This window comes from Sphingomonas morindae (assembly GCF_023822065.1).
GTDB lineage: Bacteria > Pseudomonadota > Alphaproteobacteria > Sphingomonadales > Sphingomonadaceae > Solisphingomonas > Solisphingomonas morindae.
This window is the reverse complement of sequence record NZ_CP084930.1, coordinates 1231839-1257477: the sequence shown is the minus strand read 5'-3', so window position 1 is coordinate 1257477 and position 25639 is coordinate 1231839. Positions and strand designations below refer to the sequence as shown.

Sequence of the window (25639 nt, the reverse complement as noted above, 5' to 3'; positions counted from 1 at the left end):
TCAGCGCGCGCGCCACGCCGCGACCAAGGCCGCCGCCCGTTCCGCGACCAAAGCGGGCGTGTCGCCCGGCTTGTAAAGCGCGCCGCCGACGCCGATCCCTTCCGCGCCCGCCTTCAGCCATTGGCCGATATTGTCCGCGCCGGTGCCGCCCACCGCCCAGAGCCGCACCGTCTTCGGCAGGACATCGGCCACCGCCTTCAGATAGGCCGGGCCCAGCGCCACCGCCGGGAAGAGCTTGAGCCGCCGCGCGCCCGCCGCGATCGCCTGAAAGGCCTCGCTCGGGGTGACGAAGCCCGGCATGGGCTCGAGCCCGGCCGCGACGCCCGCCGCGATGACGTCCGGATTGGTGTTGGGCGTGACCATCAGCTTGCCGCCGGTGGCGGCGAGCTCGGCGACGGCGGCGGTGGTCAGCACCGTGCCGCCGCCGATCAGCGCCTTGCCGCCGAAGCGGAGCTGCAGGCGGCGGATGCTCTCGGCCGGATCGGGCGAGTTGAACGGCACCTCGATCAGCGTGATGCCCGCGCGCACCAGCGCCTCGCCCACCGCCTCCACGTCGTCGGGGGTGATGCCGCGCAGAATGGCGACGATGGGCGGAGCGCCATTGGCCAGCAGATCGTCCATCGTCATGTCAAACTCTCCCAAAGCGCGAGCCCGGCGCGGGCACAGGCATCGCCATCGCCTAGATGGGTGGCGAGGCCGCGCCGCGCCAGCGCCTCCGCATAGCGGCCGGCAAGCGCCGGATCGCCGATCAGCATCACCGCGCCCGCCTGCGGCTCGGCGGTGGCGGCGGCCACCTCGGCGCCGATCACCAGCCCCGACAGAAAGCCCAGCGCCCAGGCCTGGCTGCGCGCCTCGCGCAACTGGCGGCTGCGCGTCTGGAACAGCGCGCCCGCGAGCGGCGTCGCCTCGGCCTCGGCAAGCCCGGCGGCGAAGCCCGCGCGTTCCGCCGCGACGGCCTCGTCGGGCGCTTCGGCCGGCCCGGCGCCGGCGCGGGCGAGGGTGGAATGATCGCGCAGCAGCGCGAACAATTCGCCCGTGAGATAGGTGCGGAAGCCGCGCACCGCGCCATCCTCCACCTCGGCCCATTTGCCATGGGTGCCGGGCAGAGCGATGCGATGCCGACCGCGGCCAAGCGCGGGATCGAGCGCCATGGCGCCGAAGATCTGCGTTTCCTCGCCGCGCATCACATCGGGCACGCCGCGCGCGTCGGCGCAGGCGAGGCCGGGCATGATCGCCACCTCGCTGCCATCGAAATCCAGCCGCGCCGCGCCGGCCGCCCAGGCGGCGGCATCGGCGGGGCACGCGACATAGGGCACGTCGCGCCAGCCATTGCGCGATCCGATCATGCCGCACAGGCTGATGCTGGCGGGCGGCCCATCGTCGCGCCACGGCGCGATCGCCGCGCGCAGCACGGCCTCGGGCGTATCGGGCAGAGCGGCGATGCCGGGGCCGTCGCGCCGGTCGGTCACCGCGCCGGCCTCGAGCCGGAACAGGCGAAGGCGGCTGGTGCCCCAATCGCCGACGATGGTGTAGCGCATCAGCCTCTCCTCGGCGCGGCGATCATGGCAGGAAAGGCTCCACCCGCACCTGCTCGGCGATCAGCAGCGCATCCGCCACGATCCGCAGCGGGGCGCCATCGGCATCGCGCGCGCCGGCCGCGATGAGAGTGGCGAAGCGATCGTAGAGCCGCGCATATTCGCGCTCCGGCGCGCGCTCCTCGGGGCCGTCGCCCCGGCGCAGCGTGCCGCCGCCGGCGCCGAGCGTCAGCGTCTCGCCGCCGGTGGTGGTGAAGCGCATGTCCCAGCTTTGCGGCCCCTGTTGCAGAAAATCGAGATCGACGGACAGGCGCGCGCCGCCGCTTTGCAGGGTCAACTGCGCCGCGATCGGCGCATGCGCATTTTCGGGCAAAGCGAGCCGCGCCTGCGTCACCAGGATCGGCGCGGGCAGAATGTCGGTCAGGATCGAAAAGGCGTTGATGCCGGGATCGAAGACCCCGAGGCCGCCGGGCGCCCAGAGCCAGGCCTGGCCCGGGTGCCAGCGCCGCACATCCTCGCGCCAGACGATCTCCGCCGAAGCCAGCGGGCGGGTGGCGAGCCACTCCCGCGCCGCCGCGACCATCGGCGCCTCGCGCGAATGCCAGGCCGCGAAGAGCGTGACGCCGGCGGCTTCGGCGGCGGCATCCAGCACCGCGAGGCCGGCCAAGGTGGCGGCCGGCGGCTTTTCGAGAAAGACGTGCCAGCCCTGCGCGATGGCGGCGGCGGCCAGCGTCGCGCGCGCCTGGGGCGGGGTGCAGAGCGTGACGGCATCCACCGCCACGCCGGACGCGACGAGCGCGTCGAAATCCTTGAAGTGCGGCACGTCGCCCAGCCCCTCGCGGGGATCGACGGTGGCGACGAGCGCGAAGCGTTCGTCTCCGGCAAGGGCCGGCACATGCTGGTCGCGCGCGATCTTGCCGAGCCCGATCATGGCGAGCCTGATCCGGCCCATGGCACTCCTCCCTTGGTCGCGGCATTGCTAAGATAAATCCGATCACGGAGCAACCGCCTCCCGGCCCAACGCGCGGATCCGCGCCGCGTGTGCTCGGGTACGAAAAAACGCTGTCCTACACGGAACAGAAAGAGAACAATACGAGCCGTAGCGTAAGGAGTCGCATCATGCTTACCGTGGATGGGCCGCTGCTGACGGGCGCGGCGGCGCTGGTGACGAGCATCGGCAATCTTGTGATCGGCCTCGCCGCCGCGCGGCGCGCGCGGGCCACCCCGCCGGGCAGCGGCGCCGGCCCCGCGCTGCGGCCGCCGCCCCGCCGTCGCCGCCGGGCACGCCGATAGGGGAGGGATCAGCCGGCGGCGGGGGGCGCCGGGGTCTTGGGCTTGAAGCGGCAGAGATCGGCCACGGGGCAGCGCCAGCATTCGGGCCGCCGCGCCTTGCAGACATAGCGGCCATGCAGGATGAGCCAATGGTGCGCATGCGCCCGGAACGGCGCCGGCGTCACGCGCACCAGCCTGTCCTCCACCGCGCGGACATCCTTGCCCGGCGCCAGCCCGGTGCGGTTGGCGACGCGGAAGATATGCGTGTCCACCGCGATCGTCTCCTCGCCAAAGGCGATGTTGAGCACGACATTGGCGGTCTTGCGGCCGACGCCCGGCAGCGCTTCCAGCGCCGCGCGATCGCGGGGCACCACGCCGCCATGCTGCTCCACCAGGATGCGCGCGGCGGCGATGACATTCTTGGCCTTGGTGTTGAAGAGGCCGATGGTCTTGATATGCGCCTTCAGCCCCTCCTCGCCGAGCGCGAGCATGGCGGCGGGGCTGTCCACGCGCTCGAACAGCGCGCGCGTCGCCTTGTTGACGCCGGCGTCGGTGGCCTGGGCGGACAGCGCCACCGCCACCAGAAGCGTATAGGGATTGGTCCAGGCCAGCTCGGTTTCGGGCGCGGGATCGGCTTCGGCGAGGCGGCGGTAGAATTCGAAGATCTGCGCGCGCGTCACGCCAGCCCCAGCACATGGTTCATGGTGTAGCGCCCCGGCGCGCGGCCCTCGGCCAGCCAGCGCGCCGCCCGTAGCGCGCCGCGCGCGAAGATGGCGCGGCTTTCGGCGCGATGGCCAAGCTCGATCCGCTCGCCCTCGCCGGCGAAGACCAGCAGATGGTCACCGGCGACCGAGCCGCCGCGCAGCGCCGCATAATAGATGTCGCCCGCCTCGCGCGGGCCGCCGGCCATGCGATCGAGCCGATCCCGCCCCGCCGCCTCGCCCGCGCCGCGCCCGCGATGCACCGCCGCGCCGAGCAGCAGCGCCGTGCCCGATGGCGCGTCGCGCTTGTGCCGGTGGTGCATGTCGAGGATCTCGCAATCCCATTCGGGTCCGAGCAGCCGCGCTGCCTGCTCCACCAGCGCCGCGAGCACGGTGACGCCCAGCGCGGTGTTGGCGGCGGGGAGCAGGGCGATGCGCTCGGCGGCCCGATCGATCAGGCGCTGGTGCGCGGCGCCGAGCCCGGTGGTGCCGATCAGCATCGGCGTGCCCGCGGCGATGGCGGCGTCGAGATGGCCCTCGAGCGCCTCGGGCGTGGAAAAGTCGATCAGCGCGGCGGCGGCGCCGGCGAGCGCGGCGGCGTCCTCAAAGGGTCCGAAAACAGCCCCGGTGCGGCCGAGGCCGCCGGCCAGCGGCTGCCCCGCCTCGCGCGCGGCGGCGGCGATGGCGAGCCCCATGCGTCCGCCCGCGCCGAACAGGCCGAAACCCTGCGTCATCGCCACTCCCCGTGCTTCCTTGCGCCGCGCTCCGGCCGCGCCGCGCTCTGCCATGGCGGGCGGCGGCCGTCCATGCTCAGCCCGTTTGCGGCTCGCGCCACTCCGTCTCGGCGATGGCCACGTCCATGATCTCGATCGCCTCGTCGCGACCGCCAAAGCCCGCGCGGTCGCCCGCCATGCCGCCGAGCAGCGCGCGCGCCAGCGGCGCGGAAAAGCCGATGCGCGTGGCATCGCCATCCGCTTCGTCATGGCCGGTGACGATGAGCGTGCGCTCGCGGCCCTGCAGGCGGAAGCGCACTTGCGTGCCGATCGCCACCGCATCGCCTTCGGGGCGGGGCGCGCGCTGCGCCGTGGCGAGGCGGGTGCGCCAATAGCGGAGCGCGCGGGTGCGCGTGTCGCGGGCGTCGCTGTCCTCCGCCTCGGGCGCCTGTTCCAGCTCGGCGACGCGCGCGGCGATCAGCGCGTGCCCGCGCGGGGTGACGAGATTGGGACCGGCGGGCAGCGGCAGCTCGAACCGGGGTTCGAGATGTTCATCGTCATTCTCGCGCCGAAAGGCCACGCTCACCGGTCATCTCCCTGGCAAACCGCCTAGCTGGGCAATCGGCGGCGCACGCACAAGGCCCAGGCATCTCTGAATGGCACGATCGGCGCGCGCGGCGGCTGGCGGCGCGGCGCGCGGCGCGGCAAAGGCGGCGTGCCGGCATCGGGCCGGCGGGGAAGAAGGACAAGGGCAATGGCGCCGATGCTGCTGCTGATGGGGCTGATCGCCAGCCAGCTGCCCCAAGCGGGCGCGCAGGAGGGCCTCGCGGCGCAGCCCGGCGGCTGGACCGCATCGGGCTGGCAGGCCGGGTCCGGCACGGGCACGGGCACGGGCGTCGGCGTCGCCGCCCCGGCTTCGGCGCCCGTGCCGATCGGCTCGGCGGTCTCGGCGCCGGCGACGGCCGTGCGGCCGGAGGTGGGCGGCCGGCTCGCGGGGCCCTGGCTCGCGCCATCCTACGACCTGACCGACTGGTCCGCGCGCGGCCTCGCCGCGCCGGCGGCGGGCGGGCGCTGGATGCGCTATGGCGGCGATGCGGTGCTGATCGACGCCACCGGCCTGGTGCTGGCGAGCCAGCCGCTACCCGCGCCGGTGGCGCCCAGCGTCACCCGCTATCGCAGCGGCAATCGCGAGGTGGAGACGCGCATCCTGCCCGGCCAGGTGATCGCGAGCAGCGGCGGCGGCCCCGGCCAGCCCCGCACCCTCACCGTCAGCCCGACCACGGTGACGACGGTGACGACGATCGTCGAGACCGATCCGGCGCCGGTCAGGCGGGGTGCCAGCCCGTCGCGCCGCGGCGCTCGAAGCGCAGCCGGCGCGCGCAGGTAAATTCCGCGCCGGTCGATGTCCATTCCTCCACCAGCGTGGACGGGCCATCGATGTGGAGGAGGTTGACGCTGTTGGGCGTGCCGCGCCGGCGTACCGAGGTGGCGGTGCCCGCCTGCACCACCATCAGCGCCGGATCGATCGGCAGATCGGGGCCGGCCAGCACCACCGTATGGGCATGGTGGTGGCCGGCGAGGATGATGTGCACATCGGCGCGCCGCACCGCCGCGAGCGCGCGCTCGGCGCCGCGCAACGCCGGATCCTGCTCGCCCGCCCGGCGCGGCAACGGCACCAGCGGATGATGGGTGACGAGGATGCGCGTCGCCTCGCGCGGGCTGTCGGCGAGGCAGCGCTCGATCCGCGCGATCTGGCGGCGGGTGAGGCGGCCATCCTTCACGGTCAGGCCATGGGCGGAGCTGAGTCCGAGCACCGCCACCTCCGCATCGGCGTAGAAGCGCGGCCGCGCGCCGAACAGGCGGCGATAGCGGCGCAGCGGCCAGAACAGCCGCGCGAGCGGCGCGTGGAGCGGCACATCATGGTTGCCGGGCACCACCAGCAAGGCGAGGCCGGCCGCCTCGAGCCGGCGGACAAAGGCATCGGCGGCGGCGAACTGGGCGCGGCGCGCGCGCTGGCTGAGATCGCCCGAGACGACGACGAGATCGGGCGCGGCGGCGATCAGCCAGTCGCCCAGCGCCTGCACCACCGCCGGATCGTCGGCGCCGAAATGGAGATCGGAGATGTGCGCGATCCGCCGCATCGCGGCAGTACGAGCGGTGCGCCACCGGGGTTCCCCATGCCATGATATGGATCGCGGAACCAAGCAAAGCGGCGAGGCTTTCGGCCCGAGATGACGGCCCTCACACCCCCGTTGGACGAACCGGACCGGTCGCTTGCCGGTCTGCATGGATCGGTGCGCGTGCCGCGCGCGGGATGGGGGCGGCTGGGCGCCTATCTCGGCCCCGGCCTGCTGATCGGCGTCGGCTATATGGACCCCGGCAATTGGGGCACCGATCTCGCCGCCGGCGCGCTGTTCCGCTACGATCTGCTCTGGGTGGTGGCGCTGGCGAGCCTGATGGCGGTGGTGCTGCAGCTGCTCGCGGCGCGGCTGGGCCTCGCCTCGGGCCGCGATCTCGCGCAGGCGGTGGCGGAAACCTATCCCGGCTGGGTGCGGCTGCCCTATTGGCTGCTCGCGGAGCTGGCGATCATCGCGTGCGATCTGGCCGAGGTGCTGGGAAGCGCGGTGGCGCTGAGCCTGCTCTTCCATCTGCCGATGCTGGGCGCGGTGGCGATCACCGGCGCCGACGTGCTGCTGCTGCTCGGCCTGCAACGCTATGGCATGCGCACGATCGAGGCGGTGGTGGCGGTGCTCGTGCTGACCATCGCCGGCTGCTATGTGCTGGAATTGTTCGTGCTGCCGGGCACGCGCCCGGATTTCGGCGAGATTGGCGGCGCGCTGCTCCATCCCGGACTGGCACGGCCGGGCATGGCGACGATCGCGGTCGGCATCGTCGGCGCGACGGTGATGCCGCACAATCTCTACCTCCATTCGGCGCTGGTGCAGAGCCGGCGCGGCCGCGCGGACGCCGAGGCGCGCCGCGCCGCGATCCGCTTCACCGCGCTGGATACGGTGGTGGCGCTGCTGCTCGCCTTCTTCGTCAACGCGGCGATCCTGGTGCTGGCGGCGATCGTCTTCCACGGCCGGCCGGGGGCGCTGGTGGACGGCCGCTACTACGCCTTCGGACCCGATACCGACTGGATCCGCGTCGCCTATCTCACCTTCGCGCCGCTGGTCGGCACCGCGCTGGCGAGCACGCTCTTCGCGGTCGCGCTGCTCGCCTCGGGCCAGTCGAGCACGATCACCGGCACGCTCGCGGGCCAGGTGGTGATGGAGGGGCTGACGCGCTTCCGCGTCTCGCCCTGGCAGCGCCGGCTCGTCACCCGCCTGTGCGCGATCGTGCCGGCGGTGGCGCTGATCGCCTGGCGCGGCGAGGGCAGCGTCAATGATCTGCTGATCCTCAGCCAGGTGGTGCTGGCGCTTCAGCTGCCTTTCGCCATGCTGCCGCTGCTGCATCTGGTGGGGCGCCGCCGGCTGGGCGCGGGGCGGCCGGGGCGGCTGCTGCTGGGCGCGGGCTGGCTGTGCGCCGCGATCATCCTGGCCTTCGATCTCTACGGCCTCCCCGATGCCGCCCGGGCGGCGGCGCAGCTGCTCCTGCGGAGCTGATCGATGACCTTGGGGGGGTTTGCATATGCCGGGCCGAGCCGCTAGCCCCCACGGCCGGTGGGAGTGGCCGGACGACGGCGCTGCCGGCGCGGGAAAGGATCAAGAGGATGCAGGTGTCGGGATCGACCGCGGCCGATGGCGCGCGGGCGGGCGTGGGAGCGGGCGATCAGGGCGTCGACGCACCCGATCTGCGGCTGTTCGTGTTCGCGCTCTTCTTCATCTTCGGGGGCATCACCAGCCTCAACGATGTCATCATTCCCAAGCTGAAGGAGCTGTTCACGCTCAGCTACGCCCAGGCGCTGCTGGTGCAATCGGCCTTTTTCGCGGCCTATTTCCTCTTCTCCATCCCGGGTGCGGCGATCGTCCGCAAGGCCGGCTATATGCGCACGGCGGCGATCGGCCTGCTGGTGATGATGGTCGGCTGCCTGTTGTTCGTGCCGGCCTCGGCGATGGGCACGTTCGGCGTGTTCCTCGGCGCGCTGTTCGTGCTCGCGGCCGGCATCACCATCGTCCAGGTGGTGGCCAATCCGCTGATCTCGCTGCTCGGCCCGCCCGCCACCGCCTCCAGCCGGCTGACCTTCGCCCAGGCCTTCAACTCGCTCGGCACCACGCTCTTCCCCTATATCGGATCGATCGTGATCCTCGGCTCGCTCGCCAAGGTGAAGGCGGCGGATCTGCAGGGCGCGGCGCTGGCGGCCTATCGCGTCGCCGAGAGCCGCACGGTGGTGCACACCTATCTCGGCCTCGCGGTCGCGCTGGCGCTGGTGGCGGCGGTGGTGTGGATGCGGCGCAACCGGCTGCGCGAGGCGCAGGACCAGACCGGCTCGATGTTCCACGCCTTCACGCTGCTGCGCCAGCCGCGCTTCGCCTTCGGCGCGCTCTGCATCTTCCTCTATGTCGGCGCCGAGGTGGCGATCGGATCGCTGATCGTCAGCTATCTGGAGCAGGCGAGCACGCTCGGCCTGGATGCGGAGAGCGCGGGCAAGCATGTGCCCTTCTACTGGGGCGGGGCGCTGATCGGCCGCTTTGTCGGATCGCTGCTGCTGCGCCTCGCCGCGCCGGGCAAGGTGCTGGCGGGCTTCGCGCTGGGCGCGATCGTGCTGATCCTCGTCTCGGCCAACACGGCGGGCGCGGTCTCGGCCTGGTCGCTGCTCGCGATCGGCCTGTGCAATTCGATCATGTTCCCGGCCATCTTCAGCCTGGCGAGCGCCGGGCTCGGCGCCCGCGCGGCGGAGGGATCGGGCGTGCTGGCGACCGCCATCGTCGGCGGCGCGATCATCCCGCCGCTGACCGGCCATGTCGCCGACCTCGCCGGGCTCCAGATCGCGCTGACGCTGCCCGCGCTCTGCTATTGCGTGATCGCCGGCTTCGGCCTCTATGCGCGCAAACAGGTTTTCAAAGACAACTAAATTTTGTCGTTGGAATTGACCGGGCTGCCGTGATGCGGGAAGGGGTTGGCATGGCCGATCCGCCCGCATCGACAGCGCCCGGCCGCCTCCTCGCCACAGGGCGGGCGGGGCGATGATCCGCTTCGCCGACGGCGAGGCCGCGCTCTTTTCGGTCAAATGCTTCATCGCGGCGATGCTGGCCTATTACATCGCGCTGCGGATCGGGCTGACGCGGCCCTATTGGGCGGTGACCACTTCCTATATCGTCGCCCAGCCGCTGGCCGGCGCGGTGCTTTCCAAGGCGGTGTTCCGTCTCGTCGGCACGGCGCTGGGCGCGGCGGCGGCGGTGGTGCTGGTGCCGAGCTTCGTCAACGCGCCGGCGGTGCTCAGCTTCGCGCTCGGCCTGTGGCTGGCGCTGTGCCTCTATGTCTCGCTGCTGGATCGCACGCCGCGCGCCTATACCTTCCTGCTCGCCGGATACACCGCCAGCATCATCGGCTTTCCGGCGGTCGACGCGGCCGGCGGCATCTTCACGGTGGCGGTGCTGCGCGTGCAGGAGATCACCATCGGCATTTTGTGCGGCAGCCTGATCCATGGCGTGGTGCTGCCGCGCTCGGTTTCGGCGCGGCTGCTCGACAAGGTCGACGCGATGCTGGCCGATGCCGAGCGCTGGTCGCGCGATGCGCTGCGCGGCGCGCGCGAGCAGACGCTGGATCTGGAGCGGCGCCGGCTGGCGCTGGAATTGTCCGAACTCTACCAGCTTTCCATCCATCTGCCGTTCGACACGGCGCGGCTGCTGCCGCGCACGCGCACCGTGCGCGCGCTGCTCGACCAGTTCACGCTGCTCCTGCCGCTGGCGACGACGGTGGAGGATCGGCTGGCCGAACTCGCGCTCTGCCCGGGCGGCCTGCCCGCGCCGGTGGCGGCGCTGGTGACGCGCACCGCCGCCTGGCTCGAGACCGGGCTGGGCCAGCCCGACCGCGAGGCGGTGGCCGCCACGCTGATCGCCGATGCCGCCGCGCTGGAGCCCGCGACCATCGACGGCGCCACCGCCTGGCGCGATATGCTGCTCCTCAACCTGCTGAGCCGCCTCGGCGATCTGGTGGCGCTCCACCGCGACGGGCGGGCGCTGCGCGATCAGCTCCGCGCGCCCGGCCCACGCCCGATCACGCCGCGCGTGGCGGCGCTGCTGCACCAGGCGGGCGCGCGCGGCCTGCATCGCGACCGCGGTCTCGCGGTGCGCGCCGGGCTCGGCACGCTGGCGACGATGCTACTCGCCTGCACCTTCTGGATCGGCACCGCCTGGACCGACGGCGCGGGCGCGGTGCTGATCGCGGGCGTGTGCTGCGCGCTGTTCGGCAATGTCGACGATCCCGGCCCGGTGATCTTCACCTTCCTGCTCGGCTCGGCGGCGGGGATCGGGCTGGCGCTGGTCTATGCCTATGCGGTGCTGCCGCGCGCCACCAGCTTCGTCACCGTGGCGGCGGCGCTGGCGCCGGTGCTGCTGATCCTCGGCTCCATGCTGGCGCGGCCGCCGCTCACCCTGTTCACGCTTGGCACGCTGCTGGGGCTGCTCAACACCGTCGGGCTCAACGCCAGCTATAGCGGCGATTTCGCGACCTTCGCCAATGGCGCCGTGGCGCAGCTGATCGGCACCGGCTTCGCGGTGGTGACGGTGGGGCTGTTCCAGACGATCGGCGCCGACACCAGCATCGGCCGGCTGCTGCGCGCCAGCTGGCGCGATGTCGCGCGGCGGGCGCGGGGGCGGGCGCCCGATGCGCAGCTCTGGTCGGCGCGGATGCTCGACCGGATCGGGCTTTTGATGCCGCGCCTGGCGCAGCGGCGCGAGGAGATCCGGCTGCCGCTGATGGATGTGCTCACCGATATGCGCATCGGCTTCGTGGCGGGCGAGCTGGACCGGCTCGCCGCGACCGCGCCCGATGCCGAGCGGCGCCAGCTCCGCGCCATGCTCGACCGGGTGGCGGGCCATTTCTGCACGCTGCGCCCGGCGGCGCCCGAGGCGCCGCCGCCGGCGCTGCTGGGCGAGGTGGATGCCGCGCTGGCGCTGTTCGCGACCGATCCCGAACCCGCCCGCCGGCGCACCGGCCTGACCTTGCTCACCAGCCTGCGCCGCAACCTCTTCCCCGAAGCCCCGCGCTACGAGGCCGCGGCATGATCGGCGAGGTGTCGATCGGCGGCGTCTATCTGCCGACGCTGCTGCTGCTGGCGCTGGCGGCGCTGGTGCTCACCGGCCTGCTCGCGCGGCTGCTGGCGGTGAGCGGCCTCTACCGCTTCGTCGCCTATCGGCCGCTGGTCGACCTGACGCTCTTCATCCTCCTGCTCGGCGCCCTGGTGGCGCTGTCCGCGCCCTTGGGACTGCCGCTATGACCCGTGTCGCCGCCGCGCTTGGCCGTTGGGCCGTCACCCTGCTGCTCGTCCTCGCCGCCGTGCTCGTGGCGCTGTGGCTGTGGAAGCGGTACGAGACCGAACCCTGGACGCGCGACGGCCATGTCCGCGCCGATGTGGTGCGCGTCGCCTCGGATGTCGGCGGGCTGGTGACCTCGGTGGCGGTGCGCGACAATCAGCCGGTGCGCAAGGGCCAGCTCCTCTACACGGTGGACCTGCCGCGCTACAATGATGCGCTCGCCCAGTCCGAGGCGAACATCGCCAGCGCCGCCGCCACGCTGACCCAGGCGCAGCGCGTGGCGCGGCGCGATCTCGCGCTCGGCGATCTGGTGGCGACCGAAACGCACGAGCAGAATGTCGCGGCGGTGGAGACGGCGCGCGCCACGCTCGCCCAGGCCAAGGCGGCGCGGGCGACGGCGGCGCTGAACGTCGGCCGCACGGCGGTGCGCGCCAGCGTCAACGGCATGGTGACCAATCTCGATCTCCATCCGGGGGATTATGTCGCCGCCGGCGCGCAGGCGCTGGCGCTGATCGATTTCGATTCGCTGCGCGTCGAGGCCTATCTGGAGGAGACCAAGCTCGCCCATGTCGCGGTTGGCGATGCCGCGCGGATCAAGCTGATGGGCGATCCGCGCCTGCTTTACGGCCATGTCCAGAGCATCGCCGGCGGCATCGCCGACGATCAGCGCAGCACCACCGAGAACCAGCTGCCGGCGGTGCAGCCCACCTTCAGCTGGGTGCGGCTGGCGCAGCGCATTCCGGTGCGCATCCATGTCGATCGCATGCCGGCCGATATGCGGCTGATCCCGGGTCGGACGGCGACGGTGACGATCCTGCCGCGCGGGGCGCGCTGATGCGCCGGCTGGTCCTGCTGGCGCTGCTCGCCGCCGCCGGCTGCACCGCCGGCCCGGACTATCATCTGCCCGAACGCGCGCTGGTCAACGCGCCGGCGGCGCAGGGCGCCTTCGCCAACGCCGCCGAGCCGGCCTTTGTCCCGGCCGATCTGCCGGACCATTGGTGGCGCCTCTATGCCGATCCCCGGCTCGACGGCTTTATCGGCGAGGCGCTCTCGGCCAACACCGATCTGCGCGCCGCCGAGGCCAATCTGCGCCGCGCCGGGGCGGTGATCCGCGAGGCGGAGGCGGCGCGCACCGTGGGTACCAGCCTGTCCGGCGGCGCCACCTTCACCCACACGGCGGCGGGCAGCCGGCTGGGCGACGACATCGCCTATTCGCTCGGCGGCGCGCTGAGCTATCCGCTCGATCTGGCCGGCGGGATCCGGCGCGGGATCGAGGCGGCGCGGGCGGACGCGGAGGCGAGCCAGGCGGCGCGCGATCAGGTGCGCGTGGCGGTGGCGGCGGCGGTGGCGCGCAACTATGCCGCCGCCTGTTCGGCCAACCGCACGCTCGCGGCGGCGGAGCGCGTGCTCGGCGTGCAGCGCGACACGCTGAACGCCATCACGCGCCTGTTCCGCGGCGGCCGCAACACCGCCTTCGATGTCACCCGCGCGCAGGCGGCGGTGGATCAGAGCGCGGCGCAGATCCCCGCCATTCTCGCCAGCCGCCAGGCCTCGCTCTATGCGCTGGCGGCGCTGATGGGCCGCCCCGCCGCCGCCTATCCGCGCGTGGTGGAAGCCTGCGCCACGCCGCCGATCCTGCACCGGCCGCTGCCGATCGGCGATGGCGCGGCGCTGCTTCGCCGCCGCCCCGATATCCGCCAGGCCGAGCGCAGCCTCGCGGCGGCGACCGCCGCGATCGGGGTGGAGAGCGCGCAACTCTATCCGCAGATCAGCCTGGGCGGCTCGCTGGCGGTGGCGGGGCCGGTGTCGACGATCGGCTCGGCCGCCAGCCTGACGGGCAGCCTGGGGCCGCTCGTCTCGTGGAGCTTTCCCAACCGGATCGGGGTGCGCGCGCGGATCGCCGAGGCCGGCGCGGCTGCCGATGCCGCCGCCGCCCAGTTCGACGGCACGGTGCTGACCGCGCTGCAGGATGTCGAGACCGCGCTCAACGCCTATGCCCGCGAGATCGATCGCAACCGCGCGCTCAGCCGGGCGCGCGACGATGCCGCCACCGCCGCCGCCCAGGCCAACCGGCTGTTCCGCTTCGGCCGGACCGATTTCCTGAACGTGCTGAGCGCGCAATCCAACCTCGCCACCGCCGAATCCGCGCTGGCGGCATCGGACGCGACGCTGGTGGACCGGCAGATCGCGGTCTTTCTGTCGCTGGGCGGCGGCTGGCAGCCGGACTGATCTGGATTGTGCTGCACTGCGGAACGGATCGGCCTCCGTTCCGTTCGCTGAGGCGATCCCCCGGCACGGAGACTGGCCATCACCGATCCCCGCACCTGGCTGCCGCACATCGGCGCCGAAGCGAGCATCTGGCTCCGCTATATCCTGATCGCGCTGGCGGCGATCCTCGTCACCGGGCTGATCCATCGCGCGGCGGTGTTCCTGCTGCGCCGCGCCGCCGCGCGCACCGCCTCGCAGAGCGACGACATCGTCATCGCGCGCTTCCGCAATCCCACGCGCTGGCTGTTTGCGCTGATCGGCCTGTCGATCGTCAAGCCCTTCATGGATCTCGGCCCGCAGGGCAATGGCTGGTGGAGCTTCCTGGCCGGGCTGACGGCGCCGGCGGTGACGGGCTGGATGCTGGCGACCGCGCTCTCGGCCGCCAACGAGATCGTCCAGCTGCGCACGGACATCAGCGTCGCCGACAATCTGCTGGCACGGCGGCGGCGCACGCGCGTGGGCATCCTGTACCGGATCGGCCTGTTCCTGGTGCTGATCGGCACGCTGTGCCTGATGCTGATGTCGATCCCGGCGGTGCGCGCGGTGGGCGTGACGCTCGCCGCCTCGGCGGGCATCGGCGCGCTCGCGGTCGGCGCGGCGGCGCAGCCCGCGCTCAAGAATGTGATCGCCGGCATCCAGATGGCCTTCACCGAACCGATCCGCATCGACGATGTGGTGATCGTCGACGGCGAATGGGGCCGGATCGAGGAGATCCGCCTGACCTATGTCGTGATCAACATCTGGGACCAGCGCCGGCTGGTGGTGCCCGTGTCCAAGTTCCTGGAGGAGAATTTCCAGAACTGGACGCGCAGTTCGAGCGAGCTGCTCGGCACCGCCTTCCTCCATGTCGACCGCACCGCCGACGTGCCGCGGCTGCGCGCCAAGCTCACCGAGATCGTCTCGGCCGATCCCCTGTGGGACGGGCGGGTGTGCGGGCTGCAGGTGACGGACAGCTTCCCCACCTATCTGGAGCTGCGCTGCCTCGTGAGCGCCGCCAATGCCGGCCGCGCCTTCGATCTGCGCTGCAATGTGCGCGAGGCGATGACCGCCTTCATCGCCCGCGACATGCCCGAGGCGCTGCCGCGCACGCGCGAGCTGGTGACGCTTCAGCCGGCGTCGGAGCCGGCCGGCACGTCATCCTCCTCGTCATCGGGCTCGGCCTCGTCGAGCGTCTGACCGGGCGCCATCAGCGCATCGGTGAAGCGCTTGCGCCACCAGATCACATCCTCGCGCTCCACCCCGTCCATCAGCGCGCGCCACCGCTGCTTGCGCTCGTGCAGCGGCATGGAGAGCGCGGTGGCGATGGCGTCGGACACTTCCTCGGCCGAATAGGGGTTCACCAGCACCGCCTCGGGCATCTGCAGCGCGGCGCCGGCGAAGCGCGACAGGATCAGCACGCCCGGATCCTCGGGATCCTGCGCGGCGACATATTCCTTGGCGACGAGGTTCATGCCGTCGCGCAGCGGCGTCACCAGCGCGATCCGCGCGGCGCGGTACACGCCGGCCAGAACGGGGCGCGGAAAGCCCTGATTGACGTAGCGGATCGGCACCCAGTCGAGATCGGCATAGGCACCGTTGATGCGGCCGGCCATGCCCTCGAGCGCGAGCCGGATCCGCTGATAGGTTTCGACATCGCCCCGCGACGGCGGCGCGATCTGCAGCAGGAAGACTTCCTTGCGGCTTTCCTCGTGGCTGGCGAGGAAGCGCTCATAGCCGGCGAAGCGTTCCTCCAGGCCCTTGGAATAATCGAGCCGGTCGACGCCGACGATCATGTCGCGGCCATCGGCCGAATCCTTCATCCGGCGATAGGCGAGGCGCGCCGCCGGGCTGCCCGAGGCCTGGATGAACTCCTTGGCGTCGATGCCGATCGGGCAGGCGATCGCCTTCACGCAGCGATCGTCGAGCGTGATGAGATCGCCCTCCACCTGGCCGCCCAGCTCGCCGGTGACATAGTCGCGGAACGCCTCGAGCCATTCCTCGGTGTGGAAGCCGATGACATCATAGGCGAACAGCGTGCGCACCAGCTCCACCGCATGCGGCAGCGAGCTGAGCAGCCGGCGCGGCGGCCAGGGGATGTGCAGGAAGAAGCCCATCCGGTTCTCGAGCCCGCGCGCGCGCAGCTCCTGGCCGAGCGGGATGAGGTGATAATCCTGCACCCAGATCAGATCATGCGGCTCGATCAGCGGCCGGATGGTCTCGGCGAAGCGCTCGTTGACGCGCTGATAGCCGTCGGCGAAGCCGCGCTCGAACTCGGCGAGATCGATCCGGTAGTGGAAGAGCGGCCACAGCGTGCGGTTGGCGTAGCCGTTGTAATATTCCTCGATATCCTGATCTTCGAGGTCGATCGTGGCGGTGGTGACGCCATTGGTGCGGTTGAAGTTGATCTGGCCGGTGAACTGGTCGGTGCGATCGCCCGACCAGCCGAACCAGATGCCGCGATTCTCGCGCAGCGCGGCGGCGAAGGCGACCGCAAGGCCGCCCTGCGCGCCCGCCTCGCCCTTGGGCGCGGACACGCGATTGGAGATAACGATAAGGCGACTCATAAGCGCTCCGGCCGACAGGGCGGACCCGGCTCCGTTCTGTTCATATGGCGTACAACAATAGGCCCGAGGATCGGTTGCGTCGCACTCAGTCCGTTCCGGCGAGCGTGCCGAGCCAACGGTGCACCGCGTCGACATCGGCCAGCGCATAGGCGGCGGCGGTGGGGGCGCGCGCGCCGACCAGCACGCCCGCCCCGCCGAGCGCCGTCGCCGCGCGGAAGCCGGCCTCGTCGGTGAGATCATCGCCGACGAACACCGGCCGCGCGCCGGCCAGCGGCGCCACCGCGGCCAGCCGGCGCACGGCATCGCCCTTGTCGGCGCCGTGCATCTTCAGCTCGCACACCATCTTGCCGTGCTGGATCTCGAGATCGGTGCCCGCCGCCATCTCCGCGCCCAGCGCCTCGCACGCCGCCTGATAGGCCGGCGCCTGGCGATAATGGAGGCTGACGCCGAGCGGCTTGGCTTCCACCACCACGCCCGGCATCGCCGCCGCCTCGGCCTCGAAGCGGGCGAGCGCGCGATCCAGCGCGGGGCTGCGCGCGGGCCGATCGTGCCGGCCATCGGGCCAGATCGTCTCGAGTCCATGGCTTCCCGCCACGGCGAAGCCGGGCGAGGCCGGATCGATGCCGAGATGGGCGAGGATATCCAGCGCCGGGCGCCCGCTCACCACCGCCACGCGGCCATCCAGCGCGCGCGCCAGGGCGGGCAGCAGCGCGCGGGTTTCGGGCGAGACCCGGATCGACTCCGGCCGCGCGCTCAGCGCCACCAGCGTGCCGTCGAAATCGAGGAACAGCGCGGCGCCGTCGAGCAACGTCGCGGGCGGCGCGGGGAGGGGGGAAGCGTCGGCCATGGTGGCGCGATAGGGCGCGGCGGCGCTATTGGCAAACGGCGCGCTTCCTCTGCCGCCGGCCTGCGACTAGGAATGCAGTGCAGCAGGGGAGTGGCCGATGAGCAATGTGGTGCGGCCGGAACGGTCGGTGGGCGTGGCCCGGGCGCGTCTGGTGATCGCCGCCTCTTCCATCGGCACCGTATTCGAATGGTATGATTTCTTCCTGTTCGGCACGATGGCGCCGCTGATCGGCCGGCTGTTCTTCCCCGGCGGCAGCGAGACGGCGCAGTTCCTGCTGGTGCTGGCCTCGTTCGGAGTCGGCTTCGGCATGCGGCCGCTGGGCGCGGTGCTGTTCGGCTATTTCGGCGATCGGCTGGGCCGCAAATATACCTTCCTCTTCACCGTGACGATGATGGGGCTGGCGACGGCGGCGGTCGGGCTGGTGCCCACCTTCGCCGAGTTGGGCAATGCCGCGCCGGCGCTGCTGGTGCTGCTGCGCGTCATCCAGGGGCTGGCGATCGGCGGCGAATATGGCGGCGCGGCGCTGTATGTGGCGGAACATGCCCCGGCCGACCGGCGCGGCTTCTACACCAGCTTCATCCAGACGAGCGTGATCGGCGGCTTTCTGCTGAGCCTGGTGGTGACGCTGGCGGTGCAGGCGGCGGTTCCGGCGGGTGCCTGGGAGCAATGGGGCTGGCGCCTGCCCTTCCTGCTTTCGCTGCTGCTGCTCGCGGTGTCGCTGTGGATGCGGCTGCGGATGCAGGAGACGCCGATCTTCCGCGCGATGCGCGCGAGCGGCCGGGTGTCGCACAATCCGCTGCGCGATAGCTTCGCCGATGGCGCCAATGTGCGCCGGATGCTGGTGGTGCTGTTCGGCGTCGCCGCCGGGCTCACCGTCGTCTGGTACACCAGCCAGTTCGGGGCGCTCTATTTCCTCCAGAGCGCGCAGCGGCTGGACGATGGCTGGGCGCGCGGGCTGGTGGGGATCGGCGCGGTGATCAGCCTGGGCTGGTTCCTGCTGTTCGGCCGCCTGTCCGATCGCTACGGCCGCAAGCCCTTTCTGGTAGCGGGCTATGGGCTGACGCTGCTGCTGCTCTTCCCGCTCTTCCACATGATGGCCTCGGCGGCGAACCCGGCGATGAAGGAGGCGGCGCGGCGCGCGCCGGTGATCGTGTCCGGCCCCAACTGCCACTATCATCCCTTCGCGCTGCGCGGCCAGCCGACCGAATGCGCGCGCATCCTGGATCATCTCGCCGGGCGCGGCGTGATGTACACCAAGGCCCGCACCCCGGGCGTGGCGGTGACGGTGGGCGGGGTGCCGGTGGCGGACCGCAGCGCGGCCGGCCTTGACGCGGCGCTCACCCGGGGCGGCTGGTCGATCGCCAAGGTGCGGCCCAGCCTGAAATCGGCGGCGGTGATGCTGCTCGGCATCGTGCTGCTCGGCATGCTCTCGGGCATGACCTATGGCCCCGTCGCGGCGCTGCTGCCCGAGCTGTTCCCGGCGCGCGTGCGCTACACCTCGGCCTCCATCCCCTATCATGTCGGAACCGGCTATTTCGGCGGCTTTCTGCCGTTCATCAGCCAATATATCGTGGCGCGCGCCGGCACGCCCTATGCCGGCCTCTGGTACACCATGGCGGTGGTGCTGATGGCGCTGATCGTCACCATCCTGTTCCTGCCCGAGACGCGCGGCGTCGATCTCGACGAGGACGCCCCTAGGATCTGATGCGCAATAGGGATTGCTGTTTCGCCCCGCGCCCCGCTAAAGCGGCCGGCAGACATGCAATCCGGCCTCCTCGCCTCGATCCTCGTCGCCTTCGCCGCGATTGGCCGCCTGATATTGGCTCTGCTGGCCATGGTCGGCCGGGTCACCCGCTTCGCCGTCACCACCGTGCTGCGCGCGCTGACCCCGCCTTATTATCCGGCACAGTTCATCGCCCAGCTGCTGGCGATCGGCTGGTATTCGCTGCCGGTGGTGGGGCTCACCGCGATCTTCACCGGCTCGGCGCTGGCGCAGCAAATCTATACCGGCGGCTCGCGCTTCGATGCCGAATCCACGGTGCCGGCGGTGGTGGTGTTCGGCATCGTCCGCGAATTGGGGCCGGTGCTGGTGGGGCTGATGGTGGCGGGGCGCGTCTCCTCGGCGATGGCGGCCGAGCTTGGCACCATGTGCGTGACCGAGCAGCTCGACGCGATGGCGACGCTGCGGACCGACCGCTTCCGCTACCTGATCGCGCCGCGGCTGTTCGCCGCCACGCTGGCGCTGCCGCTGATGGTGCTGGTGGCCAATGCCATCGGCATCATGGGCGGCTATCTGCTCGCCATCTACAAGCTCGATTTCAACGCCGGCTCCTATCTGGATACCACGCGCAAATATCTGGAAGCGCAGGACATCATCATGTCCGTGGTGAAGGCGGCGACGTTCGGCTTCATCATCGCGCTGATGGGCTGCTACAATGGCCTGCGCACGGGCGGCGGCGCCGCCGGGGTCGGCCGCGCCACCACCGACGCGGTGGTATCGGCCTTCATCCTCATCCTGTTCACCGATCTCCTCATCACGCTCGCGGCGTTCGGCGGATGACGGGGCCGAAGATCAAGCTCTGCGAGGTCCGCAAGGCGTTCGGCGAGAAGCGCGTGCTCGACGGCGTCAACCTCTCCATCGAGCCGGGGGAATCGGTCGCCATCATCGGCGGATCGGGCACGGGCAAATCGGTGACGCTCAAGTGCATCCTCGGCCTGATGCGGCCCGACAGCGGCTCGATCGAGGTCGATGGCCAGGAGATTGTGGGCGCGCGCCCGCGCGAGATCGAGAAGGTGCGCGCCAAGTTCGGCATGCTCTTCCAGGGCGGCGCGCTGTTCGATTCGCTGCCGGTGTGGCGCAACGTCACCTTCGGCCTGACCCAGGGGAAGCGCCGCGAGCCGCAACGCATGCGCCGGCTGGCGGCGGCGACGCTGGAGCGGGTGGGGCTCGGCGCCGATATCCTCGATCTCAGGCCGAACGAACTGTCGGGCGGCATGCAGAAGCGCGTGGCGCTGGCGCGCGCGATCGCGCCGCGCCCCGAGATCATCTTCTTCGACGAGCCGACCACCGGGCTCGATCCCATCCGCTCCGACGTGATCAACGATCTGATCGTCAGCCTCACCCAGGATCTGGGCATCACCGCGCTGACGATCACGCACGACATGGTGTCCGCGCGCAAGATCGCGAACCGCGTGGCCATGCTCTACAATGGCCGGATCGTCTGGCACGGCCCGCGGGACCGCCTCTACGACAGCGGTAATCCCTATGTAGATCAGTTTGTTAACGGGCGCGCCGAGGGGCCGATCCGTTAAGCATCCGGATTGATCCATATCAGTCGCCGAGGAACCCGACTCTTTCGCCTGCCGTTGACGGGGCCTGAACAATCTACGGACAGGATCCCATGGCGACCAGGCTCGAGCATGGCGTGGCCACGTCCACGCGCTCGCAATTCTTGACGGACAGTTTCCAGCGCGGCCTCGCCCATTGGAACCGGGAGCGGCTGGAGCCGGGCCTTGGCGAAGCCGATTGGCGGCAGACGCTCGACCGCGACCAGCGCATGCTGCGGCTCGAGGGCGGCTTTCTGGAGGAGCTGCGCGCCGAGGTGGCGGCGGAGGCCGCCGCCGTGCCGACCGATGCCGAGGGCTTCATCGCCTGGTTCGAAGCGCTGAAGCAGAATGGCCCCGGCCAGGGCGATCCGCTCTTCCCCTGGCTGGCCGAGCAGGCCGATCGCGACCAGCTGCGCTGGTTCTTCGAGCAGGAGGCCGCCGGCGAGGCGGGCTTTGACGATCTGGTGGCGATGACCCAGGTCAAGCTGCCGACCGGGCCCAAGCTCGAATTGGCGCGCAATTATTGGGACGAGATGGGGCGCGGCAATCCGCGCGGCATGCACGGCCCGATGCTGGATGCGCTGGTCGAGACGCTGGCGGTGACGCCGGCGATCGACACCACGGTATGGGAGAGCCTGGCGCTCGCCAACGCCATGACCGCCATGGCCACCAGCCGGCGCTATGCGTGGCACTCGGTCGGCGCGCTCGGCGTGATCGAGCTGACCGCGCCGGGCCGCTCGGCGCTGGTGGCCAAGGGGCTCAAGCGGATCGGCCTGAGCGAGAAGGAGCGTCGCTATTTCGATCTCCACGCCGTGCTCGACGTGAAGCATAGCGAGGATTGGAACCGCGAGGCGATCCGCCCGGCGGTGGCGGAGGACCCGCGCCGCGCCGTCGCCATGGCCGAAGGCGCGCTGATCCGCCTGCGCTGCGGGGCGCGCTGCTTCGATCGCTACCGCGCGCTGCTCTGGGCCTGATCGACCAGCCAGCGCGCGAGCGGCTGCCACAGCCGCGCGCGCGCCTGGCCGCCCACGATCATCCCGACATGGCCGAGATCGAGCGTAATGCGCGTGCCGAGGCCGGCGGCGCTGGCGGCGGGCACGATCCGATCGGTCGTGGACACGATGTCGAGCACGGGGCAGGCGAGCGTGGCGGGCGTCACCGGCGCGCCGCCCACCATCCACGCGCCGTGACCGGGCGCATCGGCGGCGAACAGGGTTTCGGCGAGATCGCGACCGGCGGCCTCGGTCAGCGGCGGGCCGCCATTGGCCCAATCCTCCATCGCCACGAAGCGCGCGGTGCGTAGGCCATCGGGCGGGGCCGCGCCGAACGCTTCGAACTTGGCGATGGTGCGGCGCGAATCGAGCCGCCAGAAGCCGCTCTGCAGCACCTCGAGCGGGAGCAGGCCGAGCCGCTCGACCAGCGGCCCGGCCTGGCTCCACAGCTCGGCGATCCCGGTCCGCGCGACCTCGGGAAAGCCCGCGAAACGCCATGGCGCCGCGATCAGCGCGAGCGCGCGCACCGGGTGACGGCAGGCGGCGGCGAGCGCCATGGTGCCTCCCAAGCAATAGCCGGCAAGCAGCACCGGCTCGCCGAGACCGCGCAGCAAAGGCAGCAGCAGCGTCTCGACATGGCCGGCGATGCCGAGCCCCCGCTCGTCGGCGCTCGGGCTTCCCCAATCCAGCAGCAGCGGCCGCACGCCCTGGCCGGCCAGCCAGCGGAGCATCGAGAGATCGGGCAGGAGATCGAGGATCTCCGGCCCGTTGATGAGCGAGGGCACGATCAGCAGCGGCGGCCCGTCGCCGCCATAATCGAGCAGCCGGGCGCGTCCGTGGCGCGCCAGGGTCGGCGGCGGCGGGGGCCGCTCCGGGCGGGGGGCACGCTGATAGGCGGCCAGCCCCGCCAGCGCCGCCGCGCGCCGCGCCGGATCGCCCTCGGTCTCGCTGCGCAGCAAATCGAGAAAAAGCGGGAGCGGCCTTGGCTTGTGTTGCGGTGCATCATGCTCTGGTGCTAGGCTCGAGCGGAGGGACGCCGGATAAGGCGGAGAGAGAGGGGTTGTCATGGCGAAGGCTGGTTCCGCATCCGACGTCGTCATCATCAAGAAGTACGCCAACAGGCGGCTCTATAATACCGAGACTTCGAGCTACATCACGCTCGATCACCTCGCCGCGATGACGCGCGAGGGCCGCGAGTTCAAGGTGCTCGACGCTCGGAGCGACGACGATATCACGCATGCGGTGCTGACGCAGATCATCATGGACGAGGAAACGCGCGGGCAGACGATGCTGCCGGTAAGCTTCCTGCGCCAGCTGATCGCGCTCTACGGCGATTCCATGCAGTCGATGGTGCCGCAATATCTGGAAGCCTCGATGGAGGCCTTCCGCCGCAACCAGCAGCAATTCCGATCGGCCATGGAAGGCGCCTTCGCCGGCGGCCCCTTCGCCGAGCTGGCGCGCCGGAACATGGAAATGTTCGAGGCGGCGGCGGGTGCGTTCAAGGCCGGCAAGCCGGGCGAGGCGGCGGCGCCCGCGCCCGTTCCCGCCAAGGACGATGAACTCGAGAAGCTCAAGGCCCAGCTCGCCAGCCTTCAGGACAAGATCGACAAGATCGCCAAATAGCGGCGGTTGATCGGCGCCGGCGGCGGCGCTATAGGCCCCTCGTCCTTGGGGAGTAGCCACCCGCGCACCGATCGTGCGGGGCCTTCGTCAACATGCTCGGCCCCCGCGGCCGTGGCGAAGGCGGCGGATCGATCCGCCCGCGCAAGACCGACGACGCGCCGTTCCCCGTGGCCAGAGCGGTGGCGTCGTTCGTTCGTGCGGCCCCGGGGGTTTTTGAACATGGTGGGATTGGTGACGCTGGGCGCGCTCGGCCTCGGCCTGTCGGTGGATGCGTTCGCGGCCGCCGTGTGTCGCGGCGCGGACGGCGCGGGCCGGCGCTTCGCCACGGCGGTGCGCGTCGGCGCGGTGTTCGGCTTTTTCGAGGCCCTCACCCCGGCGATCGGCTGGGCGCTGGGGCTGCTGCTCGCCGGCTGGATCGCCGCGGTGGATCATTGGGTGGCGTTCGGGCTGCTCGCCGCCGTGGGCGCGCACATGCTGCTCGCCGCGCTGCGCAACGCGCCCGCCGAGGCGGAGGCCGAGCCGGCCGGGCGGGCGAACAGCCCCGTGCGGCTCGCGCTCACCGCGCTCGCCACCAGCATCGATGCCATGGCGGTGGGTGTCAGCCTGGCGGTGCTGCACATCGATATCCTCACCGCCTGCCTGGTGATCGGCGGCGTGACGACGGTGGTGGCCACGGCGGGGGTGCTGGTGGGCCGAACCATGGGCGTGTGGCTGGGCCGCTGGGCCGAGGTGCTGGGCGGGGTGGCGCTGATCGCGATCGGCGCGGCGATCCTCTACCAGCATCTGAGCGGCGCCGCCTGAAGGCGCGCCCGCGCCTCGTTCAGGCCGGGCGGATCTCGATCAGCAGGATCACCGCTTCCCAGCCCGGCCGGGGCAGCGCCAGCCGCCAGCGATCGGGGCCGATCCGCTCCAGCGCGCCGATCGCGTTCCGGTCCGCATCGCGGCCATAACGCGGCGCGCTCGCCTCATCCTCGAGCGCCAGCGTGCCGAGAAACACATCGCGGGAGGGCGCATCGGGATAGAGGCGCCCGGTCAGCCGCTGCCGGCCCTCGCCCTCGCTGAGCCGCAGCAGCGCGCCTTCGGCGGTGATGGTGCAGGCGCGGGGCGCATCGGCGACATAGGCGGGGCGGCCGGACAGGCGGCTGCCCAGGCTGATCGTGGTGCAGCGATAGGCGCCCGGCCGGATGCCGTCGCTGTCCTGGCTCTGATCCGGATCGAACAGCGCGGTATCCGCATCCAGCGCGGCCGAAGCGCCGCTGGCGCGCGCCTGTTGCAGGCCCGCCAGGAAGCTGCTGCGCAGCCCGCGCAGCTTGATGTGATCGGGATCGGTGATGGCGTCGCGCCAGTCGGGCACGGCGGCGCCGGGGGCGAGCGTGGCGGCGCGATCCGGCGCGGCGACCACGGGCGCGCAGATCTTGCTGCGCGCGCAGCCGCCGGTCAGCGCGATCAGCGCCAGGCTCGTCAGAAGTGCACGGCGCATCGGGTCTCCTGGGCGGGGGCGATCATCATAGGGCGCCTCAGGCGGCGGTCCAGCCGCCATCCACCGACCAATTGGCGCCGGTCACCTGCGCCGCCTCGTCGCGGCACAGGAAGAGCGCGATCGCGGCGACCTGCTCGACCGTGACAAAGGCCTTGGTGGGCTGGCTGGCGAGCAGCACATCCTGCATCACCTGCTCGCGGGTGAGGCCGCGCGCCGCCATCGTATCGGGGATCTGCTTTTCGACGAGCGGCGTCCAGACATAGCCGGGCGAGATGCAGTTGACCGTGACGCCGTGCCGCGCGGTTTCCAGCGCGGCGGTCTTGGTGAGCCCGGCCAGGCCGTGCTTGGCGGCGACATAGGCCGATTTGTAAGGCGAGGCGACGAGCGAATGGGCGGACGCGGTGGAGATGATCCGCCCCCAGCCACGCGCCTTCATCGCCGGCAGCGCGGCGCGCATCAGGTGGAAGGGCGCGCTGAGATTGATCGCGATCACCTTGTCCCACATGTCGGGCGGAAAGGCATCGACCGGGGCGACATGCTGGATGCCGGCATTGGCGACGACGATATCGGGCGCGCCGAGCGTATCGGCGCAGCGCGCCACCATCGCCTCGATCGCCGCGGCATCGGCCATGTCGGCGCCGTCGTGCAGCGCGCCGGCGCCCGAGCGGCGGGCAAGATCGGCGCAGGCTTGAGCGATTGCCCCGTCCTCGCCGAAGCCGTTGATCATCACCGCCGCGCCGGCATCGGCGAGCGCGCCGGCCACGGCAAGGCCGATGCCCGAGGTCGACCCCGTCACCAGCGCGGTCTTGCCTTTCAGGAACATGCAGCCCTCCTTGGATCGTGCGAGTCGCGCCGCGATCCATGGCGCCTGGACGACATGCTTTGCAACCGCGCATCGATCGGCGCATTCTCGTCTCGGC

Annotated in this window: 27 protein-coding genes and 1 riboswitch; of the genes, 15 read left to right on the top strand and 12 right to left on the bottom strand. The window is 71.5% G+C overall.

Features of this window, described 5'->3' with window-relative positions; translation table 11 throughout:
* Genes LHA26_RS06160 through LHA26_RS06150 form a run of 3 tightly spaced genes read right to left on the bottom strand, consistent with a single transcriptional unit; the run spans position 1 to position 2487 of the window.
* On the bottom strand, positions 1 to 627 hold the full coding sequence (locus tag LHA26_RS06160; RefSeq protein ID WP_252167850.1) for a 2-dehydro-3-deoxy-6-phosphogalactonate aldolase: 627 nt from the start codon (positions 625 to 627) through the stop codon (positions 1 to 3).
* Entirely contained in the window at positions 624 to 1541 is a 918-nt protein-coding gene (locus LHA26_RS06155) for a 2-dehydro-3-deoxygalactonokinase (protein ID WP_252168304.1), read from the bottom strand. The genes LHA26_RS06160 and LHA26_RS06155 overlap by 4 nt, the downstream gene beginning before the upstream one ends.
* Before the next feature lie 19 nt (positions 1542 to 1560).
* A complete protein-coding gene (locus tag LHA26_RS06150; RefSeq protein WP_252167849.1) occupies positions 1561 to 2487 on the bottom strand; it encodes a Gfo/Idh/MocA family protein in 927 nt (308 codons plus the stop codon).
* A gap of 167 nt (positions 2488 to 2654) precedes the next feature.
* On the opposite strand from LHA26_RS06150, the gene LHA26_RS06145 reads away from it, so the two are divergent.
* The gene (locus LHA26_RS06145) at positions 2655 to 2828 is read left to right on the top strand and encodes a hypothetical protein (protein WP_252167848.1); all 174 of its coding nucleotides are present in this window, start codon (positions 2655 to 2657) and stop codon (positions 2826 to 2828) included.
* An 8-nt stretch (positions 2829 to 2836) separates the two neighbouring features.
* Here LHA26_RS06145 and nth read toward each other — a convergent pair whose 3' ends face one another.
* From nth to LHA26_RS06130, 3 genes are all read right to left on the bottom strand, one after another.
* Positions 2837 to 3487 (bottom strand): endonuclease III, encoded by a 651-nt coding sequence (gene nth, locus LHA26_RS06140; RefSeq protein ID WP_252167847.1) that lies wholly within the window; start codon positions 3485 to 3487, stop codon positions 2837 to 2839.
* Positions 3484 to 4242, bottom strand: coding sequence for a 4-hydroxy-tetrahydrodipicolinate reductase (gene dapB, locus LHA26_RS06135; RefSeq protein WP_252167846.1), 759 nt, complete (start codon positions 4240 to 4242; stop codon positions 3484 to 3486). The genes nth and dapB overlap by 4 nt, the downstream gene beginning before the upstream one ends.
* A gap of 76 nt (positions 4243 to 4318) precedes the next feature.
* Positions 4319 to 4807, bottom strand: coding sequence for a GreA/GreB family elongation factor (locus tag LHA26_RS06130; RefSeq protein WP_252167845.1), 489 nt, complete (start codon positions 4805 to 4807; stop codon positions 4319 to 4321).
* Between the two features lie 168 nt (positions 4808 to 4975).
* Here LHA26_RS06130 and LHA26_RS06125 point away from each other — a divergent pair, with 168 nt between their 5' ends.
* Complete coding sequence (locus LHA26_RS06125) at positions 4976 to 5608, top strand: RcnB family protein (protein ID WP_252167844.1); 633 nt, start codon at positions 4976 to 4978, stop codon at positions 5606 to 5608.
* Here LHA26_RS06125 and LHA26_RS06120 read toward each other — a convergent pair.
* Entirely contained in the window at positions 5547 to 6362 is an 816-nt protein-coding gene (locus tag LHA26_RS06120) for a metallophosphoesterase family protein (RefSeq protein ID WP_252167843.1), read from the bottom strand. The genes LHA26_RS06125 and LHA26_RS06120 overlap by 62 nt on opposite strands.
* A 90-nt stretch (positions 6363 to 6452) precedes the next feature.
* Between LHA26_RS06120 and LHA26_RS06115 the strand changes: the two genes are divergently transcribed.
* From LHA26_RS06115 to LHA26_RS06085, 7 genes are all read left to right on the top strand, one after another.
* Complete coding sequence (locus LHA26_RS06115; RefSeq protein ID WP_252167842.1) at positions 6453 to 7826, top strand: Nramp family divalent metal transporter; 1374 nt, start codon at positions 6453 to 6455, stop codon at positions 7824 to 7826.
* Between the two features lie 107 nt (positions 7827 to 7933).
* Positions 7934 to 9235, top strand: a complete 1302-nt coding sequence (locus tag LHA26_RS06110) for a sugar MFS transporter (protein ID WP_252167841.1) — start codon at positions 7934 to 7936, stop codon at positions 9233 to 9235.
* A 112-nt stretch (positions 9236 to 9347) separates the two neighbouring features.
* Positions 9348 to 11390, top strand: a complete 2043-nt coding sequence (locus tag LHA26_RS06105) for an FUSC family protein (protein ID WP_252167840.1) — start codon at positions 9348 to 9350, stop codon at positions 11388 to 11390.
* On the top strand, positions 11387 to 11602 hold the full coding sequence (locus LHA26_RS06100) for a DUF1656 domain-containing protein (protein ID WP_252167839.1): 216 nt from the start codon (positions 11387 to 11389) through the stop codon (positions 11600 to 11602). The genes LHA26_RS06105 and LHA26_RS06100 overlap by 4 nt, the downstream gene beginning before the upstream one ends.
* The gene (locus LHA26_RS06095; RefSeq protein ID WP_252167838.1) at positions 11599 to 12474 is read left to right on the top strand and encodes an efflux RND transporter periplasmic adaptor subunit; all 876 of its coding nucleotides are present in this window, start codon (positions 11599 to 11601) and stop codon (positions 12472 to 12474) included. The genes LHA26_RS06100 and LHA26_RS06095 overlap by 4 nt, the downstream gene beginning before the upstream one ends.
* Complete coding sequence (locus LHA26_RS06090) at positions 12474 to 13868, top strand: efflux transporter outer membrane subunit (protein ID WP_252167837.1); 1395 nt, start codon at positions 12474 to 12476, stop codon at positions 13866 to 13868. Before LHA26_RS06095 ends, LHA26_RS06090 begins: the two co-directional genes overlap by 1 nt.
* Positions 13869 to 13967: 99 nt before the next feature.
* Entirely contained in the window at positions 13968 to 15083 is a 1116-nt protein-coding gene (locus LHA26_RS06085; protein ID WP_437441247.1) for a mechanosensitive ion channel family protein, read from the top strand.
* On the opposite strand, the gene LHA26_RS06080 is transcribed toward LHA26_RS06085, so the two are convergent.
* The gene (locus LHA26_RS06080; RefSeq protein ID WP_252167835.1) at positions 15014 to 16450 is read right to left on the bottom strand and encodes an alpha,alpha-trehalose-phosphate synthase (UDP-forming); all 1437 of its coding nucleotides are present in this window, start codon (positions 16448 to 16450) and stop codon (positions 15014 to 15016) included. The two genes, LHA26_RS06085 and LHA26_RS06080, sit on opposite strands and share 70 nt — an antisense overlap.
* Before the next feature lie 85 nt (positions 16451 to 16535).
* Positions 16536 to 17297 carry a trehalose-phosphatase gene (gene otsB / locus LHA26_RS06075; RefSeq protein ID WP_252167834.1) on the bottom strand — a complete coding sequence of 254 codons (762 nt, stop codon included), beginning with the start codon at positions 17295 to 17297 and terminating at the stop codon, positions 16536 to 16538.
* A gap of 97 nt (positions 17298 to 17394) precedes the next feature.
* Here otsB and LHA26_RS06070 point away from each other — a divergent pair, with 97 nt between their 5' ends.
* The 4 genes from LHA26_RS06070 (at position 17395) to LHA26_RS06055 (ending at position 21598) form a co-directional block, all read left to right on the top strand.
* A complete protein-coding gene (locus LHA26_RS06070) occupies positions 17395 to 19002 on the top strand; it encodes an MFS transporter (RefSeq protein WP_252167833.1) in 1608 nt (535 codons plus the stop codon).
* A 54-nt stretch (positions 19003 to 19056) separates the two neighbouring features.
* Positions 19057 to 19857, top strand: a complete 801-nt coding sequence (locus LHA26_RS06065; protein ID WP_252167832.1) for an MlaE family ABC transporter permease — start codon at positions 19057 to 19059, stop codon at positions 19855 to 19857.
* Positions 19854 to 20609 carry an ABC transporter ATP-binding protein gene (locus LHA26_RS06060; protein ID WP_252167831.1) on the top strand — a complete coding sequence of 252 codons (756 nt, stop codon included), beginning with the start codon at positions 19854 to 19856 and terminating at the stop codon, positions 20607 to 20609. Before LHA26_RS06065 ends, LHA26_RS06060 begins: the two co-directional genes overlap by 4 nt.
* 89 nt (positions 20610 to 20698) lie before the next feature.
* On the top strand, positions 20699 to 21598 hold the full coding sequence (locus LHA26_RS06055) for an iron-containing redox enzyme family protein (RefSeq protein ID WP_252167830.1): 900 nt from the start codon (positions 20699 to 20701) through the stop codon (positions 21596 to 21598).
* On the opposite strand, the gene LHA26_RS06050 is transcribed toward LHA26_RS06055, so the two are convergent.
* Complete coding sequence (locus LHA26_RS06050; protein WP_252167829.1) at positions 21574 to 22575, bottom strand: alpha/beta fold hydrolase; 1002 nt, start codon at positions 22573 to 22575, stop codon at positions 21574 to 21576. The genes LHA26_RS06055 and LHA26_RS06050 overlap by 25 nt on opposite strands.
* Before the next feature lie 106 nt (positions 22576 to 22681).
* On the opposite strand from LHA26_RS06050, the gene phaR reads away from it, so the two are divergent.
* Both phaR and LHA26_RS06040 read left to right on the top strand, forming a co-directional pair.
* Positions 22682 to 23239, top strand: a complete 558-nt coding sequence (gene phaR, locus LHA26_RS06045; protein ID WP_252167828.1) for a polyhydroxyalkanoate synthesis repressor PhaR — start codon at positions 22682 to 22684, stop codon at positions 23237 to 23239.
* A 35-nt stretch (positions 23240 to 23274) separates the two neighbouring features.
* Positions 23275 to 23378, top strand: a riboswitch (yybP-ykoY riboswitch).
* Positions 23379 to 23458: 80 nt separating this feature from the next.
* The gene (locus LHA26_RS06040) at positions 23459 to 24040 is read left to right on the top strand and encodes a manganese efflux pump MntP (protein ID WP_252167827.1); all 582 of its coding nucleotides are present in this window, start codon (positions 23459 to 23461) and stop codon (positions 24038 to 24040) included.
* 19 nt (positions 24041 to 24059) lie between these two features.
* Here LHA26_RS06040 and LHA26_RS06035 read toward each other — a convergent pair whose 3' ends face one another.
* Together LHA26_RS06035 and LHA26_RS06030 are read right to left on the bottom strand one after the other, a co-directional pair.
* Positions 24060 to 24719 carry a DUF4893 domain-containing protein gene (locus LHA26_RS06035; protein ID WP_252167826.1) on the bottom strand — a complete coding sequence of 220 codons (660 nt, stop codon included), beginning with the start codon at positions 24717 to 24719 and terminating at the stop codon, positions 24060 to 24062.
* Positions 24720 to 24756: 37 nt separating this feature from the next.
* On the bottom strand, positions 24757 to 25542 hold the full coding sequence (locus tag LHA26_RS06030) for a 3-hydroxybutyrate dehydrogenase (protein ID WP_252167825.1): 786 nt from the start codon (positions 25540 to 25542) through the stop codon (positions 24757 to 24759).
* Positions 25543 to 25639 lie beyond the last annotated feature (97 nt).

Coding starts and splice junctions, on each gene's coding strand:
- LHA26_RS06160 (WP_252167850.1), bottom strand. CDS start 627: ATGACGATGGACGATCTGCTGGCCAATGGCGCTCCGCCCATCGTCGCC.
- LHA26_RS06150 (WP_252167849.1), bottom strand. CDS start 2,487: ATGGGCCGGATCAGGCTCGCCATGATCGGGCTCGGCAAGATCGCGCGC.
- LHA26_RS06145 (WP_252167848.1), top strand. CDS start 2,655: ATGCTTACCGTGGATGGGCCGCTGCTGACGGGCGCGGCGGCGCTGGTG.
- dapB (WP_252167846.1), bottom strand. CDS start 4,242: ATGACGCAGGGTTTCGGCCTGTTCGGCGCGGGCGGACGCATGGGGCTC.
- LHA26_RS06125 (WP_252167844.1), top strand. CDS start 4,976: ATGGCGCCGATGCTGCTGCTGATGGGGCTGATCGCCAGCCAGCTGCCC.
- LHA26_RS06120 (WP_252167843.1), bottom strand. CDS start 6,362: ATGCGGCGGATCGCGCACATCTCCGATCTCCATTTCGGCGCCGACGAT.
- LHA26_RS06115 (WP_252167842.1), top strand. CDS start 6,453: ATGACGGCCCTCACACCCCCGTTGGACGAACCGGACCGGTCGCTTGCC.
- LHA26_RS06110 (WP_252167841.1), top strand. CDS start 7,934: ATGCAGGTGTCGGGATCGACCGCGGCCGATGGCGCGCGGGCGGGCGTG.
- LHA26_RS06105 (WP_252167840.1), top strand. CDS start 9,348: ATGATCCGCTTCGCCGACGGCGAGGCCGCGCTCTTTTCGGTCAAATGC.
- LHA26_RS06100 (WP_252167839.1), top strand. CDS start 11,387: ATGATCGGCGAGGTGTCGATCGGCGGCGTCTATCTGCCGACGCTGCTG.
- LHA26_RS06095 (WP_252167838.1), top strand. CDS start 11,599: ATGACCCGTGTCGCCGCCGCGCTTGGCCGTTGGGCCGTCACCCTGCTG.
- LHA26_RS06090 (WP_252167837.1), top strand. CDS start 12,474: ATGCGCCGGCTGGTCCTGCTGGCGCTGCTCGCCGCCGCCGGCTGCACC.
- LHA26_RS06080 (WP_252167835.1), bottom strand. CDS start 16,450: ATGAGTCGCCTTATCGTTATCTCCAATCGCGTGTCCGCGCCCAAGGGC.
- otsB (WP_252167834.1), bottom strand. CDS start 17,297: ATGGCCGACGCTTCCCCCCTCCCCGCGCCGCCCGCGACGTTGCTCGAC.
- LHA26_RS06070 (WP_252167833.1), top strand. CDS start 17,395: ATGAGCAATGTGGTGCGGCCGGAACGGTCGGTGGGCGTGGCCCGGGCG.
- LHA26_RS06065 (WP_252167832.1), top strand. CDS start 19,057: ATGCAATCCGGCCTCCTCGCCTCGATCCTCGTCGCCTTCGCCGCGATT.
- LHA26_RS06060 (WP_252167831.1), top strand. CDS start 19,854: ATGACGGGGCCGAAGATCAAGCTCTGCGAGGTCCGCAAGGCGTTCGGC.
- LHA26_RS06055 (WP_252167830.1), top strand. CDS start 20,699: ATGGCGACCAGGCTCGAGCATGGCGTGGCCACGTCCACGCGCTCGCAA.
- phaR (WP_252167828.1), top strand. CDS start 22,682: ATGGCGAAGGCTGGTTCCGCATCCGACGTCGTCATCATCAAGAAGTAC.
- LHA26_RS06040 (WP_252167827.1), top strand. CDS start 23,459: ATGGTGGGATTGGTGACGCTGGGCGCGCTCGGCCTCGGCCTGTCGGTG.
- LHA26_RS06035 (WP_252167826.1), bottom strand. CDS start 24,719: ATGCGCCGTGCACTTCTGACGAGCCTGGCGCTGATCGCGCTGACCGGC.
- LHA26_RS06030 (WP_252167825.1), bottom strand. CDS start 25,542: ATGTTCCTGAAAGGCAAGACCGCGCTGGTGACGGGGTCGACCTCGGGC.